General features: G+C 68.7%; 17 protein-coding genes. 12 read left to right on the forward strand and 5 right to left on the reverse strand.

What is annotated here, in order from left to right; translation table 11 throughout:
- Window positions 1–7: 7 nt before the first annotated feature.
- The 11 genes from ACFSGJ_RS07475 to ACFSGJ_RS07525 all read left to right on the forward strand — a co-directional run bounded on the left by ACFSGJ_RS07475 (window position 8) and on the right by ACFSGJ_RS07525 (window position 11169).
- Complete coding sequence (locus ACFSGJ_RS07475) at window positions 8–1468, forward strand: SGNH/GDSL hydrolase family protein (RefSeq protein ID WP_390260367.1); 1461 nt, start codon at window positions 8–10, stop codon at window positions 1466–1468.
- Between the two features lie 10 nt (window positions 1469–1478).
- A complete protein-coding gene (locus ACFSGJ_RS07480) occupies window positions 1479–2363 on the forward strand; it encodes a DUF2163 domain-containing protein (protein ID WP_390260368.1) in 885 nt (294 codons plus the stop codon).
- Complete coding sequence (locus ACFSGJ_RS07485) at window positions 2360–2794, forward strand: NlpC/P60 family protein (RefSeq protein ID WP_390260369.1); 435 nt, start codon at window positions 2360–2362, stop codon at window positions 2792–2794. Before ACFSGJ_RS07480 ends, ACFSGJ_RS07485 begins: the two co-directional genes overlap by 4 nt.
- Before the next feature lie 9 nt (window positions 2795–2803).
- On the forward strand, window positions 2804–6769 hold the full coding sequence (locus ACFSGJ_RS07490; RefSeq protein ID WP_390260370.1) for a baseplate multidomain protein megatron: 3966 nt from the start codon (window positions 2804–2806) through the stop codon (window positions 6767–6769).
- Between the two features lie 53 nt (window positions 6770–6822).
- On the forward strand, window positions 6823–7203 hold the full coding sequence (locus tag ACFSGJ_RS07495) for a hypothetical protein (RefSeq protein WP_165828115.1): 381 nt from the start codon (window positions 6823–6825) through the stop codon (window positions 7201–7203).
- Window positions 7204–7277: 74 nt separating this feature from the next.
- Window positions 7278–8354, forward strand: coding sequence for a DUF2793 domain-containing protein (locus tag ACFSGJ_RS07500; RefSeq protein ID WP_390260371.1), 1077 nt, complete (start codon window positions 7278–7280; stop codon window positions 8352–8354).
- A gap of 19 nt (window positions 8355–8373) precedes the next feature.
- Window positions 8374–8661 carry a DUF6127 family protein gene (locus ACFSGJ_RS07505; protein ID WP_390260372.1) on the forward strand — a complete coding sequence of 96 codons (288 nt, stop codon included), beginning with the start codon at window positions 8374–8376 and terminating at the stop codon, window positions 8659–8661.
- 74 nt (window positions 8662–8735) lie between these two features.
- The gene (locus ACFSGJ_RS07510) at window positions 8736–9410 is read left to right on the forward strand and encodes a YcbK family protein (RefSeq protein WP_390260373.1); all 675 of its coding nucleotides are present in this window, start codon (window positions 8736–8738) and stop codon (window positions 9408–9410) included.
- Complete coding sequence (locus ACFSGJ_RS07515) at window positions 9407–9664, forward strand: hypothetical protein (protein WP_390260374.1); 258 nt, start codon at window positions 9407–9409, stop codon at window positions 9662–9664. The genes ACFSGJ_RS07510 and ACFSGJ_RS07515 overlap by 4 nt, the downstream gene beginning before the upstream one ends.
- Before the next feature lie 302 nt (window positions 9665–9966).
- The gene (locus tag ACFSGJ_RS07520) at window positions 9967–10413 is read left to right on the forward strand and encodes a hypothetical protein (RefSeq protein ID WP_390260376.1); all 447 of its coding nucleotides are present in this window, start codon (window positions 9967–9969) and stop codon (window positions 10411–10413) included.
- Between the two features lie 33 nt (window positions 10414–10446).
- Window positions 10447–11169 carry an OBAP family protein gene (locus ACFSGJ_RS07525; protein WP_390260377.1) on the forward strand — a complete coding sequence of 241 codons (723 nt, stop codon included), beginning with the start codon at window positions 10447–10449 and terminating at the stop codon, window positions 11167–11169.
- Between the two features lie 78 nt (window positions 11170–11247).
- Here the strand turns inward: ACFSGJ_RS07525 and ACFSGJ_RS07530 are convergent, their stop codons facing one another.
- The 5 genes from ACFSGJ_RS07530 to ACFSGJ_RS07550 are packed head-to-tail and all read right to left on the reverse strand — an operon-like array spanning window position 11248 to window position 15248.
- Entirely contained in the window at window positions 11248–13044 is a 1797-nt protein-coding gene (locus ACFSGJ_RS07530; RefSeq protein ID WP_390260378.1) for a SulP family inorganic anion transporter, read from the reverse strand.
- Window positions 13045–13047: 3 nt separating this feature from the next.
- A complete protein-coding gene (locus tag ACFSGJ_RS07535; protein ID WP_390260380.1) occupies window positions 13048–13431 on the reverse strand; it encodes a rhodanese-like domain-containing protein in 384 nt (127 codons plus the stop codon).
- Between the two features lie 10 nt (window positions 13432–13441).
- Window positions 13442–14353, reverse strand: a complete 912-nt coding sequence (locus tag ACFSGJ_RS07540) for an MBL fold metallo-hydrolase (protein WP_390260381.1) — start codon at window positions 14351–14353, stop codon at window positions 13442–13444.
- On the reverse strand, window positions 14353–14790 hold the full coding sequence (locus ACFSGJ_RS07545) for a DUF6691 family protein (protein WP_390260382.1): 438 nt from the start codon (window positions 14788–14790) through the stop codon (window positions 14353–14355). The genes ACFSGJ_RS07540 and ACFSGJ_RS07545 overlap by 1 nt, the downstream gene beginning before the upstream one ends.
- On the reverse strand, window positions 14790–15248 hold the full coding sequence (locus ACFSGJ_RS07550; protein WP_390260383.1) for a YeeE/YedE family protein: 459 nt from the start codon (window positions 15246–15248) through the stop codon (window positions 14790–14792). Before ACFSGJ_RS07550 ends, ACFSGJ_RS07545 begins: the two co-directional genes overlap by 1 nt.
- 87 nt (window positions 15249–15335) lie before the next feature.
- Here ACFSGJ_RS07550 and ACFSGJ_RS07555 point away from each other — a divergent pair, with 87 nt between their 5' ends.
- Complete coding sequence (locus ACFSGJ_RS07555) at window positions 15336–15653, forward strand: ArsR/SmtB family transcription factor (RefSeq protein ID WP_390260384.1); 318 nt, start codon at window positions 15336–15338, stop codon at window positions 15651–15653.
- Window positions 15654–15668 lie beyond the last annotated feature (15 nt).

The raw sequence follows: 15668 nt of genomic DNA on the forward strand, positions 1-15668 counted from the left end.
AGCATCCATGTCCGACACCCGCACTGTCACTGGCGTACTGCGCACGCGATCCGGCCAGCCCTTCGCCAACAAGACCATGACCTGGTCCCCTGCCCCCCGTCGTGCCGTGGCGCGCGAGGGGGTAGGCTTTGTCGACGAACGGTTCTTTTCCGTCACCGGGGCCGATGGCGCCGTGAATGTCGACGTGGTGCCGGGCCAGTATCTGGTGATGGTCTCGCTTGCGGATGCGGATCGTTACATCCAGGTCACCATCCCCGAGGGAGAAGGCACGTTCAACATCGCGGACGGGATGTATCAGGAGGTGCCCGCCACACCGTCCGAACCCTGGGAGACGACGCGGATCCTGCTGCGGTCCTTCCTCTCCACCACCAGCGGCGCGGCCAATCCGCATTCGCAGGGCGCAATGCCGGCGCCACCGACGGTCGTTACCGGTGCCGGTGGGCCAGCGGCACCGGCCGCCCCCTACGACATGCTCACCAAATCCTATCGGTATGCCGCAGGCACGCTGGCCAATGTCGCGCGCTTCGACGGCGGCGGCGGCAAACCCTATTTCACTGACTATCGCCGCTTCCCGGTCGCGACACGGGCGGCCACCGGCGGCAACGCCAATGACGGCGAGGATGCGGTCAGTTGGCGCGCGGGGTTCGTCGTCGATGCGGCGGCGCTGGCCTTCCGCGTCGTAGGCTCCTCGGTCTTCAACTACCGCATGATCGTGGACGGCCGCTATGTGTCCGTCACCCCCACCTCCATGACAACGGGCGGGCGGCAGTATATCGTGCTGGACTTCGGGACGAAGGCGGTGCGGGTGGTGCAGATCGAGGGCAGTCAGGCGGCGGCACTCGACGGCATCCATATCGCTCCGGCCGACACTGTCACCAGGCTGGAGGAGGCCCCTTTCGGGGCGTTGATGTTCGGCGACAGTTTCACCGGCGCGACAGGCGTGCCGGCGGGGCGCGATGGAGACGGGCTGGCGGTGGTGGCGGGGGATCATCTCGGCCTGCCGCTCTGGGCTTCGGGCGTCGGCGGCTCGGGCTATGTGGCGACGGCCGGCGGCACCGTCTTCGCCCTGCCCCAGCGCATCGGCACCGACATCCAGCGCTATGTGGACGAGAAGGGCGCGCCGCCTCAGCTGGTCATCGTGGCGATGGGGATCAACGACATCGGGTCCGGTGGCATCGCCCCTGCGGCGGCAACCTGCTTCGACATCATCCGTAACCGCTGCCCTGCCGCGCTGGTCTTCGTGCTGGGCCCTTGGGATCGCGCCGCGCCACTGGCGCCCGATGCGGGCTATGCCGAGGTGAAAGCCTCGATCATCACCGCCCTGACCGGTCGCACGGGGTTCTTCTTCATCGACAGCCAGGGCATCGACTTCACCAAATCGGATGCCACTCATCCCGATGCCGCAGGCCATCAGGCGCTGGGGGTCTGGCTGAATGGCCGCATCCGCTCCCTCGTTGCACAAACATGAGAGCCAGAACATGAAGTCTCTCCCGTCTGGTCTGCAGGACCATCTCGACGAGGGCACCACGACGCTGGCCTGGTGCTGGCGGATCGCCCGCGCCGATGGCGTGGCCTTCGGCTTCACCGACCACGATCGGACGGTCGCCTTCGACGGCACCGAGTTCGAGCCCGAGAGCGGGCTGACCGCATCCGAGGTTCGCGCGGGATCGGACCTCTCCGTCGACGCTCAGGACGCCGAGGGCGTGCTGACCTCGGACCGGATTACCGAGACCGACATCATCGACGGGCGCTGGGACAACGCGGAGGTGGAGGTCTGGCGTGTGAACTGGGCCGACGCGAGCCAGCGCGTTCTGATGCGCCGAGGCGCTATCGGCCAGATCCGGCGCGGGCGGTTGGCCTTCGTCGCCGAGGTTCGCTCGCTCGCCCATGTCCTCGGCCAGACGGTCGGGCGAACCTTCCAGGCGACCTGCGATGCCGCGCTTGGGGATGCGCGGTGCGGCGTTGATCTGGAGGCCCCCGCCTTCAAGGGCGCGGGCGCCGTCATCGATCTGCTGCGCGACCGGTCCTTCACCGCCTCCGGGCTCGGCGGGTTCGCCTCTGGCTGGTTCACCTTCGGCACGCTGTACTGGACGAGTGGCGCGAACGCGGGGCGGCGCACCGAGGTTTTGGGCCATGACGTGACGGACGGCATCGCCGTGCTGACCCTGCTCGAGGCGCCGGTGCGTCCGATCGCCGAGGGCGACGCCTTCACCATGCGCGCGGGCTGCGACAAGCGCATGGAGACCTGTGGCGCGAAGTTCGCGAATATCCTCAACTTTCGCGGTTTCCCGCACATCCCCGGCCAGGACACGGTGCTGCGCTATGCCACGAAGGACGGCGGGCACGAGGGGTCCGTGCTGTGACCTCCGCCAATCCCGAGCGCGTCATCACCATCGCACGGTCCTGGCTCGGCACGCCGTATCACGACCAAGCCAGCCTTCGGGGCGTCGGCTGCGACTGCCTCGGGCTCGCGCGGGGCATCTGGCGCGAGGTGGTGGGCCCTGAGCCGTTCCCGATCCCGCCCTACAGCCGCGACTGGGGCGAGACCGGCCCGCGCGAAGTTCTGGCCGAGGGCGCGCGGCGCATGATGACCGAGGTGGAACCGGCGGCAGCCGGACCCGGCGCGCTGGTCCTCTTCCGGATGAAGCCGCGCGCCATCGCGAAGCATGTCGGGATCCTGACCGGGCCCGATACCTTCCTCCACGCCTACGAGCGGCTCGGCGTCATCGAGGAGTCGCTCACCCATGCCTGGCGGCGGCGCCTCACCTTCGCCTTCCTGTTCCCGCAACGCTGAGACCCCAACATGGCAACGCTTGTCCTCGGTGCCGCTGGCGCCGCCATTGGCGGCAGCATCGGCGGCGCCATTCTCGGCGTCAGCGCCGCGACCATCGGCGGCTTCATCGGCTCCAGCATCGGCTCGGTCGTCGACAGCTGGATCATCTCGTCGCTGGCGCCGACGCAGCGCATCGAGGGCGCGCGGCTCGACACGCTGCGCATCACCTCGGCCACCGAGGGCGCGGTCATCCCGCGGCTCTATGGCCGAATGCGGATGGGCGGCAACATCATCTGGGCGACCGATTTCCGCGAGGAGACGAAGACTACCTCGCAGGGCGGCGGCAAGGGCGGCGGGGGCGGCAAGGTCAGGACGACCGAGTATCTCTACTATGCCTCCTTCGCCGTGGCGCTCTGCGAGGGTCCGATCACCGGGATCGGGCGCATCTGGGCCGACGGCAAGCCGATGGACCTCTCCGGCGTCACCTGGCGCTGGTATCCCGGCGACGAAACACAGACGGCGGACCCGTTCATCGCCGCGAAGATGGGCGCGGCCAGCACGCCCGCCTATCGCGGCACGGCCTATGTGGTCTTCGAGGAACTGGCGCTTTCCACCTATGGCAACCGCCTGCCGCAACTGTCGTTCGAGGTGTTCCGGCCGCTGGCCGATCCCGACACCGCCGAGGGGCTGACCCGCGCCGTCACCATGATCCCGGCCTCTGGCGAGTTCACCTATGCCACGCAGGCGATCCGCAAGACCGATGGCGGCGCGACGGTGCCCGAGAACCTGAACGCGCTGGCCGACTCCACCGACATGGTGGAGGCGCTGGACCGGCTGCAGGCCATGGCGCCGAAGGTCGAGAGCATCAGCCTCGTCGTGGCCTGGTTCGGCGACGATCTGCGCGCGGGCTCCTGCAAGGTACGGCCGGGCGTCGAGGTATCGGCCAAGTCGACCACGCCCGCCACCTGGTCGGTGAACGGCGTCAGCCGCGCCAGCGCCTTCCTCGTCAGCCGCGACGATCAGGATCGCCCCGTCTATGGCGGCACGCCGTCCGACTTCGCGGTGGTGCAGGCCATTCAAGAGATGAAGGCGCGCGGGCTGCGCGTCACCTTCTATCCGTTCATCCTGATGGATGTGCCGCCGGGCAACAGCCTCCCGAACCCCTATTCCGACAACGCCGCCGAGGCAGATCAGCCCGCGTTCCCCTGGCGGGGGCGGATCACCTGTTCTCCCGCAGCGGGGTTCGCAGGGACCGTGGACAAGACGGCGACGGCGGCAAGCCAGGTCGCGGCGCTGTTCGGCGCGGCCACGCCCGCCAGCTTCAGCGTCTCGGGTCAGTCGGTGTCGTGGACAGGTACGCCCGGCGACTGGGGCCTGCGCCGCATGGTCCTGCACTACGCCCATCTCTGCGCGGCGGCGGGCGGGGTCGATGCCTTTCTGATCGGGACCGAGATGCCGGGGCTGACGACGGTCCGCTCGGGCGCGTCTACTTATCCGGCGGTGCAGGCCTACCGGGACCTGCTCGCGGATGTCCGCTCGATCCTCGGGTCGGGGACGAAGATCGGATACGCGGCGGATTGGTCGGAGTATTTCGGGCACCAGCCGGGCGATGGCTCGGGCGACGTGTTCTTCCATCTCGACCCGCTCTGGGCGGATCCCGAGATCGATTTCGTCGGGATCGACAACTACATGCCGCTGTCGGACTGGCGCGACGGCTTCGAGCATCTCGACGCGGCCGAGGGCTGGCCCGGGATCTACGACCGGGCCTACCTGCAGGGGAACGTCGCGGGCGGCGAAGGCTTCGACTGGTTCTATGCCGACGCGGCGGATCGCACCGCGCAGGTCCGCACCCCGATCACCGACGGTGCCGCCAGCAAGCCATGGGTCTTCCGCTATAAGGATCTGCGAAGCTGGTGGTCGAACGCGCACTACAACCGCCCCGGTGGCGTGGAGAGCGGGACGGCGACGGCATGGACGCCGCAGTCCAAGCCGATCTGGTTCACCGAGCTCGGCTGTCCCGCCATCGACCGTGGCACGAACCAGCCCAATGTCTTCTTCGACCCGAAGTCGTCGGAGAGCTTCACGCCGCATTTCTCGCGGGGCTGGCGCGATGACGCGATCCAGAGGGCGTATCTCGAGGCGACGTACCTCTGGTGGGGCGAGGCCGCGAACAACCCGGTGTCCTCGGTCTACGGCGGCCGGATGGTGCATGTGCCCGAATGCGCCGCCTGGACCTGGGACGCGCGACCCTATCCGTTCTTCCCGGCACTGACCGATGTTTGGACGGACGGCGCGAACTGGCGGCTCGGCCACTGGCTGACGGGACGGCTGGGGACGGTGTCGCTGGCCGCACTCGTCCGCCACCTCTGCCAGCGGGCGGGGCTCCCCGAGGACCGCATCGACGTCACCGGTCTCTGGGGCGCGGTCGAGGGCTGCGCCATCACCGCGCTAGAGAGTCCGCGCGCCTCGATCACGACGCTGTCGCGCCATTTCGGCTTCGACGCCGTCGAAACTGAGGGCGTGATCCGCTTCGTCATGCGCGGCCGGGCCTCCGTCGCCACCCTTGCGCCCGACGATCTGGTCGCCCCTCGCGAAGGCGATGTGCTGGAACTGACGCGTGGCCAGGAGACGGAGCTGCCACAGGCGCTGAAGTGGCAGGTCGCCCGGGCGGACGAGGACTACGACGCGGCCCTCGTCGAGGCGCGGCGCATCACCGTGGACACGACCCGGATCGCGTCCGAGTCCTTCCCGATGACCGTGCCGCCCGAGGAAGCCGAGCGCCGCTGCCGCCGCGCGCTGATGGAGGCGTGGGTGGGCCGGGAGACGGCGGCGTTCCGTCTGCCGCCCTCGCGTCTCGCGCTCGATCCGGCCGACGCGATCCGGCTGGAGCATGACGGACGGCTGGTCGATCTGCGGCTCGTCTCCATCGCCGACGCCGAGGCGCGCGGCATCGAGGCGGTCCGCCAGGACCGCGCGACCTACGATCTGCCGCCCGGCGATCCCCGCGCGGCATCGCTAACGCGGGCGGTGGTGTTCGGCGCACCGGATGCGGTGCTGATGGACCTGCCGCAGCTGACCGAGGACCAGCCCGCGCATCGGCCGCTGGTCGCCGCCCACGCTCTTCCCTGGCCGGGCGAGATGGCGGTGTTCCGCAGCCCTTCGACCGATGGCTTCGAGCTGCTGACGACGTTTGGCAGCCGCGCCCGGATCGGGGCGCTGGTCTCCGACTTCTTCGCGGGGCCGACGTCGCGCTTCGATCTCGGCAATGCGCTGGTGGTCGATCTGCTGACCGGCACGCTGGAAAGCGTCACGGACCTGACCCTGTTCGGCGGGGCGAACGCGCTGGCCATCGAGAGCGCGCCCGGCGTCTGGGAGATCGCGCAGGCGGGTACGACCGAGCTGCTGGCGCCGGGTCGATATCGTCTGACCCGGCTCCTGCGCGGCCAGCGCGGCACCGAGGGCGCCATTGGCAACCCGGCGCCCGCTGGCGCTCGGGTCGTGGTTCTGGACACCGCGCTTGCGTCACTGCCCATCGCCGAGGCCGATCTCGGCATCCCGTGGAACTGGCGCATCGGTCCGGCCAGCCGCCCGGTCAGCGACGAGACCTATGTGCCGCAGGCCTTCACGCCCGCGGGCACGGGCCTGCGGCCGTTCTCGGTCGCCCATGTGGAGCAGCCCTGGCGCATGCCACGCAGTCCCGGCGATCTCACGATCCGCTGGACGCGCCGGTCCCGGTCGCTCGCGGCCGACAACTGGGGTGGGCTCGAGGTGCCGCTCGGAGAGGAGATCGAAACCTACGAGGTCGAGATTCTTGATGGCGTGACCGTGAAGCGGGTGCTGAGCACGGCCACCACCAGCGCGGTCTACACCGCCGACCAGCAGACCGCCGACTGGGGCGGGCCGCTCGGGCCCGGCGACACGCTAGACATCCGCATCCATCAGCTCTCCGCCCTTGTCGGGCGGGGTGCGCCCAAGGCTGTAACGCTGAGCTTCTGAGGTAGCGCAATGAGTTCTGGCACGGCGCGCGATCTACGTCGTAGGCTTGGGACATGCGCCCCGAGGACGAAGACAGGATTGCAGCCCAGCTTGCCAGAGTGATGGCCGTGGCCTGCGTGCGCAACACGCAGCTTGAGACACTCCACGCGGGTCAGGTGCCTGCCTCGCGCACAGGCGACGGCAGCGACGTCATCGTAGTGGACGCGGACGGCAACCGCATTCCGTGGTCCGAGGTCTCGCGGATCGACGACGACGAGATGCGCGCGCTGATGCGCGAGATCGTGGATCGGCTCTACACCTTCCATCTGAGGATCGACGACCCGGCCTTCCGGGCCGAGATTGATCGCTGGGCCGCAATGACCGCAACGTGGGACGCGCCGAAGCCCGACCCGGTTCTGTCGGCCATTCCGGGGAAGACGCCCGAGCGCGGGTAGCTCGTCAGCACCACCGCTGCGCCACTGTTCGCCGCCTGCCATGCAGGCGGCGTTCTTCGTTCTGGAGACCGTCCATGTCCGATGCCACGACCCATCTGCTGCTGCCATACATCCTGGCGGCGCAGGCCCAGAAGCACGTCACCCACAACGAGGCGCTGAGGATCCTCGACGGACTCGTGCAGCTCTCCGTCCTCGACCGGGACCTGACCGCGCCACCCGGAAGCCCCGCCGACGGCGACCGATACATCGTCGCCTCCGGCGCAACGGGCGACTGGGCAGGCTGGGACCTGAACGTCGCGCTCTGGACCGATGGTGCCTGGCTCCGACTGCCGCCGCGCAACGGCTGGCGGGCATGGGTCGAGGACGAGGACCTGCTGCTGGTCTACGACGGCGCAGGCTGGGTCGGGACCACGTCGGACGCGCTGCAGAACCTCGCACTGCTGGGACTCGGGACCACCGCGGATGCGTCGAACCCGTTCTCGGCCAAGCTGAACGCCGCGCTCTGGACGGCGAAGACCGTCGCCGAGGGCGGCACCGGCGATCTGTTCTACACCATGAACAAGGAGGCCGCCGGAGACGACCTCGGCCTGACGCTGCAGACCAACTTCGTGACCAAGGCGCTGGTGGGGCTCTTCGGCTCCGACCGGTTCCGCCTCGCGGTCTCGGCCGACGGCAGCACCTTCTTCGATGGCCTCAGCGTCGACAACGCCACCGGCATCGTCGATCAGCCCCGGCTGCCGCGGTTCAAGGCTTGGACCAACTACGACAACTACGTGGGCGTGGGGACCTGGACGAAGATCGGCCTCAACAACACCGACTACAACGATCAGGGCGCGTTCGACGCCGCGAACAACCACTTCGTGGCGCCGGCGGACGGCACCTACCACTTCGGCGCGACGCTGCTCTACAAGGTCAACGCCAGCACCGCGGCCCGCATGAGCGGGCGGCTGGTGCTGAACGGAACAACCGTGCTTCGGGGCTCCTTCGGCGAGATCAGCGGAGCGCATGTATCCGAGTGGACTGCACTCTGGCTGCAGACCATCGCACCTCTCACCGCGGGCGACACCGTCGAGCTGCAAGGCATCTTCCGCGCTGCCGACGGCTACTTCGCCGCCGACCAGACGTCCTTCTGGGGCTGCAAGATCGGCTGAGCGGAGGAAGGAGGATCCGATGACACCACCCCGATCCGAGGGCTTCGTGCGCATGCCCGACGCCGAGTTCGAGGCTATCCTGACGCGGGCGGCCGAGGAAGGTGCGAAGCGCGCGCTCGCCGATGTCGGCCTCGACGGCGACGAGGCCGCGCTCGACATCCGCGATCTGCGCTCCCTGGTGGACTGCATCCGGCTGGTGCGCCGCACCGCCATGCAGACCGCCGTCCGCATGATCACCACCGCGGTCCTGCTGGCGCTGCTGGCGGGCATCGCCATCAAGCTGAAGATCTTCGGCGGCGGCCCGTAGCCGAGCCCCATCCCCATTCATCAGCCCAATCGCACCCGCCCTTGAGGCGGGTTTCTTCGTTTTCGGAGGACCCCATGACCACGACATTCCATCGCCATTGGCGCGACATGCTCGAGGGCACCTGGCGCTGGCCCAACTTCTCGCCGGCCGAAATTGCCTGCCGAGGGACGGGCATGCTGCTCGTCAACGAGCCCGCGCTCGACAAGCTGCAGGCGCTGCGCGACCGGCTCGGCAAGCCGTTGATCGTCCGCTCCGCCTATCGCAGCCCCGAGCACAACCGTGCTGTCGGCGGCGCGACCCGGTCGAAACACCTCGACGGCGCCGCCTTCGATATCGCCATGGCGAACCATGACCCGGTGGCCTTCGAGGCGGCGGCGCGAGAGGTCGGGTTCCTCGGCTTCGGCTTCTACCCGCGCTCGGGCTTCATCCACGTCGACCTCGGGCCCGCGCGCCAGTGGGGCGAGCGGTTCCCGGTCCGGGAGACGGCATTTGCAGCCGAGGCGCCGCCCGCACGCGAAGTGCTGGCCGACAGCCGCACCATGAAGGGCGGTGGCGCGGCTGGCGTGGCGACGCTGGGCGCAGCCGGGGTCGAGGTCGCGCAGAGCGTCCTGGCCGAGACCCAGACCGCCATCCTGCCGCTGGTGCCGTATCTCGATACGCTCCGCTGGGTGTTCATCGCCGTGGCGCTCGGGGGGATCGCGGTCACAATCTACGCCCGGCTCGATGACTGGCGCCGGGGGCGGCGGTGATCGGCGGGCTCCTCACCACGCTCGCCGGACCGGCATGGGCGCGTACGGCGCTCCGCTACGGCGTCACCGCCCTCGCGATCCTTCTGTTCCTGCTGGCCCTGCGCCGCTCCGGCGAGCGCGCCGGACGAGTGGCCGAGCGGCTCGAGACTATGGAGACAAACCATGACGCGCAAAGACGGATGCTCGAGGCGGCGGCGCGTCGCCCTCGTTCTCGCGACGATCTGGCTAAGCGGCTGCGCAACGGTCGCTTCTGATCGGGAGGGGCTTTCGGCCTGCCCCCCGGTCGTCGAGTACAGCCGAGAGCTTCAAGGGCGGGCGGTCGAGGAACTGGCGCTCCTGCCTGAGGGCTCGGCGATCGCAGAAATGCTGAGTGACTATGCCGTGATGCGGGAGCAGGCATCCGCCTGCGACTGATGGCATGCCCGCGCCGATTGGCTCTCCCATCGAACGGGCGTGCCGAACCGAGGCCGTTCCGAGCCGATGAGTGACGCGAGGTCGGGAACAAGCCCCAGGGGCGGCAGGTTAAGTTCCGGCGATCGTTGCAAAGGATGTTCCGATGTTCGCCACGACTGCCACGAGATCACAAGGAAGCCCCGAGACGCACCGCGAATTCGAGCGGCAGGCCGAGGACCGGCTGGAATGGTATGCATCACGGCCACGCCTCATCGAGCGCCGCCTCCGCGAACTGGACGAGGAGTGGGACATTGAGCGCGCGATCGAGGCCAATGCCGCCACGCTGGCGATGACCGGCACTGTTCTATCGATGACGCACGACCGGCGGTGGGCGTTCCTGCCGCTCGTCGTGACCGGGTTCCTCCTACAACACGCGACCCAGGGCTGGTGCCCGCCGGTTCCGATCCTGAGATCGCTCGGCTTCCGCACCGCGGGGGAGATCGAGCGTGAGCGCTATGCGCTGAAGGCCATTCGGGGTGACTTCAAAGATCTGCCTGAGGAGAGTGCGCCAGATCCGCGGGCCAGTGAAGCCTTCGATGCGGCGCACTGACGGGCGCCACGTGCCTGCATCAGGGAGGGAAGTATGACCAAGACCCGGGAGCCGAAGATCCATCCGCCGGGAGACCGCAAGACGCTCTGGCGCACGACGCTGGAGACGGGGTCGCGGGCGCTCCAGGACACCTCGCCGCTCAAGGACTTCGACATCTACGTGGTGGGGTTCCACTGTGCCAAGCACGCGCCAAAGATGCAGATGGAGGCGCATCACTACTGCCGGCAGGTGAACTCCGACGTGCTGCAATGCGCCATCTTCGACGGCAACACGCGCGATGCGAACCTGATCGGGATCGAGTACATCATTTCGGAGAAGCTCTTCGATGGGCTGCCGGAGGAGGAGAAGACCTACTGGCACCCGCACAATTACGAGGTGCTGTCGGGTCAGCTGACCGCGCCGAACCTGCCTGAGAGCGCGGAACACGAGCTGGTGCGGCTACTCATCAACAGCTACGGCAAGACTTGGCACACCTGGCACACGGGGCGCGCCGACGGCCTCGGCATGCCGGGCGACCCCCTGCCTTACGGAGACGCGCGCCTGATGTGGTCCTTCAACCGCGACGGCGAGGTCGATCCGCGGCTGAAGGACGAGTTGAACTCCGCGATGGGGATCGACGAAATGAAGAAGCGGGAGAAGCGCCGCGACCTTGCTCGGCACGCGCATCCGCAAAGGGGCGTGGACGCGCTGAAGTCCGCCTTCCCCGGTTCGGACGGGCGCCCAGAGGGCGTCCGCGATGTGGACGAGGGTTCCTGACCCCGGCGTTCCGATCCGATCCCGGATCGGGAAGAATGTTGGAAGTCGGAACGAACGAGCCGGTAGTTGCCACCGACCTCAACCTGGGCGCCGCCTCGGCCGCTCGGGGAAGGTTCGCGCTGCGTCGATGGCTGGTCGTGCTTCGAGGTCGGCGCGGCTGGTTGTCTCCGGCGCCAGTTCGGCCAGGGCCTCGTGATGCGAGAGGAACACGCGGCCGGTGAGGTGGCGGACGAAGTCGCTGCGGGCCAGGCGGTCCATCACCGGGCCCTTCACCTCGGAGAGATGCAGCTTGATGCCGGCGTCGCCCAGGCGGTGCATGATGAGCTCGAGGCTCTCCAGCGCGCTGGCGTCGATGCCGTTGACGGCGGCGCAGTTGAGGACGACGTGGCGAACCTGCGGACGCTCGGCCACGGCCTGCTGCACCACGTCCTCAATGGCGCGGGCGTTGGCGAAGTAGAGGCTTTCGTCGATGCGCAGGCTCAGCACCTCGGGGGTGCAGACGACGTCGTGCCGCAGGACGTTGCGGAAGTGCTGTGTGCCGAGGATCTGGCCGATCACCGCGACGTGCGGGCGCGACGTGCGCCAGAGGTGCAGAAGGATTGACAGCGCAACGCCTGTGACGATCCCTGCCTCCACCCCCCAGCCGAGGGTGACGACGATCGTGCCGGCCATCGCCGCGAAATCAGAGCGGGAGAAGGCCCAGGTGCGTCGCAGCGCGCCGAGGTCGACGAGGCTGAGGACCGCGACGATGATTGTGGCGGCGAGAACGGCCGTCGGCAGGTGGAAGAGGAGCGGCGTCAGGAACAGCGAGGCGAGCGCGATGCCGACGGCCGTATAGGCGCCTGCGGCGGGGGTCTCGGCGCCCGCATCAAAGTTCACGACCGATCGCGCGAAGCCGCCCGTCACCGGATAGCCCCCCGAAAAAGCCGCGGCGACGTTGGCGGCGCCGAGGCCGATCAGCTCCTGATCGGGGCGGATCGACTGGCGGCGCTTTGCTGCGAGCGTCTGCGCGACCGAGACGGATTCCGCGAAGCCGATGATCGAGATGAGGAACGCCGCGGGAACGAGCGTGGCCCAGAGCGCGGGGTCGAGCGGCGGCAGCGACAGCGGCGGCAGGCCCTGCGGCACCTCGCCCACCACCGCCACCCCGCGCGCCGCGAGGTCTAGCCCGACCACCGCCAGAATCGAGACGGCGACCGCCAGCACCGGCCCCGTCCGCGCCAGCAGTGCCGCCGCCCCCGGCGTCACGCCAAGGCGCTCCAGCGCCGGTCTCAGACCCGAGCGCGACCAGAACAGAAATGCGGTCGCCGCAGCGCCCACCAGCAGCGTCGGCAGGTTCGTCTCCGGCAGCGCCCGCAGGAGCGCGCCGCCGATCTCCGCCAGAGTGTGCCCTCCGGCCCCGACGCCGAGGATGTGCTGCAACTGGCTCGCCGCGATCAGCAGGCCCGACGCGGTGATGAAGCCCGAGATCACGGGGTGCGACAGCAGGTTCGCGATGAACCCGAGGCGGAACACCCCCATCAGGAACAGGATCAGACCCGAGAGCAGGGCCAGCGTCAGCGCGGCCGTGACGTATTCGGCGCTTCCCGGCGCGGCCACGGCGCCGACGGCGGTCGCGGTCAGAAGCGAGACTACCGCCACCGGCCCGACCGCGAGGGTGCGGCTGGTACCGAACACGGCATACGCCACCAGCGGCAGGATCGAGGCATAGAGCCCGACGACGGGCGGCAAGCCGGCCAGCATGGCGTAAGCGAGCGACTGCGGGATCAGCATGATCGTCACGATCGCCGCGGCCAGCCCATCGCTGAGGAACGCCTGCCGGTCGTAGCGACGCCCCCAGTCCAGAACGGGAAGGTATCCGGCCAGCCTGTCCATGGATCAGCTCTCGACCGGGAGACCGGCGGATTTCCACCCCCCGAGGCCGCCCTCGATGAGGTCTGCGTCGTAGCCCATCCGTCGCAGCGTGTCCGCCGCCAGCGCGGCGCGTCCGCCCGAGGCGCAGAGCACGTGGACACGGCCGGAGCCGCGCACCCGCGTCAGGCGCGCCTCGGCAACGTCGGTGGTCGCATCCGCTCGCGTCTCGAGGATGCCGCGCGGGACGTGCAGCGCACCGCCTATGCGCCCGGCCGACTCCAGCTCGGCCGGCTCGCGTACATCCAGGATGAGGTCGCCTTGGCGGGCCGCCTGCTCCGCTTCCTCGGGCGAAACCGTGCCGACGCGGGTACGGGCATCGGCGACGAGGTCTTTCATGGTCATGGTCATCGTTGGCTCCTCAGAAGCGGTTCACGGGGAGTTTGAGGTAGACGCGGCCATCATCTTCGGCTGGCGGCAGGCGCCCGCCGCGCAGGTTGATCTGGAGCGCAGCGAGGATGCGGTCAGGCAGCGGCAGCGTGGCGTCCCGCTCGTCGCGGCGCTTGATCCACTCCTCGCGCGACGTGCCGTCCTTTACGTGCCGGTTCCCGGCCTTGTGCTCGGCCACCGTCGCTTCCCACTCCGGCTCGTCACGCTCGTCCGTGCCGTAGTCGTGGCCAACGAAGATCCGCGTCTGGGGCGGCAGCGCCAGGATGTCCTGGATTGAGGTCCAGAGCTGCGCGGTGTTGCCGCCCGGGAAGTCGGCGCGCGAGGTGCCGACGTCGGGCTGCATCAGCGTGTCGTGAGTGAAGGCGGCGTCGCCGCAGACATAAGTGATCGAGCCCAGCGTGTGCCCGGGCGAGAGCATCACCCGCACTTCCAGCTCGCCGATGCGAAACGTCTCTCCCTCCGCTAACAGCCGGTCGAAGTCCCGGTCCGGGTCGAAGACTCCGGGCATGTTGTAGATCTCCTCCCAGAGCTTCGCGATGTCGTGCACCTTCTCGCCGATGGCGTTCGGCGCGCCGGTCCGCTCCTTGAGGTGCGCGGAGGCCATGACGTGGTCGGCGTGCGGATGCGTGTCGAGCACCCATTCCACCGTCAGGCCATTCTCGCGCACGAGGTCGAGCACCTGGTCCATACTTTCGGTCGAGAAGCGGTAGTGCTGCGGGTCGAAGTTCCAGGCGATGTCGATCAGCGCGGCCTTCTTCGTCGCCGGGTCAGCGCAGATGTACTGGATCGAGCCGGTGTCGGGTTCGTAGATACCCCAGACATCGGGGCTCCCGGTCCCGCGCGACGGAGAGTGGCGGACGACGCGTTCCTTGAGCTTGCTCATCAGAAGGCTCCTTTCGGATTCAGGATTGAGAGGTTCTTGCCGTGCGAGCCGAGCCAGAGGCCGAGCAGCATCATCGGCAGGAAGACAAGGGTTCCGGGGGCGAGGAGCGGCAGAGCGGTCCATGCGGGACCCGGGCAGAAGCCGCCGATCCCCCAGCCGATGCCGAACAGGGCCGCGCCCGTGATTAGCGGCCGGTCGATCCGCGTGTTCGAGGGCACGTCGAAGGTGGTCCCCAGCGCCGGAGCGGGCCTGCGCCAGACGAGGCGGTAGCCGATGAAGGCGGTCAATGTCGCTCCGCCCATGACGAAGGCGAGGCTCGGGTCCCAGGTGCCCCCGAGATCGAGGAAGTTCAGCACCTTCGCGGGGTTGGCCATGCCTGAGATGATGAGGCCGAGGCCGAAGACGAGACCGCTCAGAAAACCGAGTGCGATGCGCATCAGGAAACTCCCAGGATGTGCCGCAGGATGAAGACCGTGGCAAACCCCGCGGCCATGAAGGTCAGGACCGCCACGAGCGAGCGGCGCGACAGCCGCGCCAGCCCGCAGACGCCATGACCCGACGTGCAGCCTGAACCAAGCGCAGTGCCCAGCCCGACCAGCAGCCCGGCAACCGCCATGCCGGCAAGGTTCCTGGGCACCGTCTGCTCGACCGTGCCGCCCGCCAGCATCAGCGCCAGCGGCGCCGCGATCAGGCCGAGCAGGAACGCCAGGCGCCAGTCCCGGTCCCGCGGTGCGCCCGCCATCGGCACCACCGCCCCGAGGAACCCGTTGGTGATCCCCGAGATCCCGGCGATGCGTCCGAATAGGCCCATCACCATCACCGCGCTGAGCCCGATCAGGACGCCGCCAAAGAGCGATGCCCAGGGCGTGAACGCAGTTACCGTCGCTGTCTCCATATTGTGTCTCCACGCTGGGACCAGCCTTGCTTCGGCCGGAACAAGCGGCTAAATATGAGCCGTAGCTAAATAAGTCAAGGCTAATGTATGGAGATGAATGTAGACGCCTCCGTCGCCGCGCTTCGGGAAAAGGCGGACCACGTGGCATCTCGCCTGGCGCTGGTGGCAAACTCGAAGCGACTGCTCATTCTTTGCGAGCTGGTGAAGGGCGAGCGCTCGGTTGGGTCGCTTCAATCGGCAGTCGGGCTCAGCCAATCGGCCCTCAGCCAGCACCTCGCCAAGCTCCGCGAAGCCGGGATGGTCGCCACGCGCCGCGAAAGCCAGACGATCTACTACCGGATCAGCGATCCTGACCTCGAGACCCTCATGGCCGCGCTCTACGACGCGTTCTGCAAGGACGATTGACCGGAGCGGTACCTC

Origin of the sequence: Halodurantibacterium flavum (genome assembly GCF_042681825.1) — a bacterium.
Lineage (GTDB): Bacteria > Pseudomonadota > Alphaproteobacteria > Rhodobacterales > Rhodobacteraceae > Halodurantibacterium > Halodurantibacterium flavum.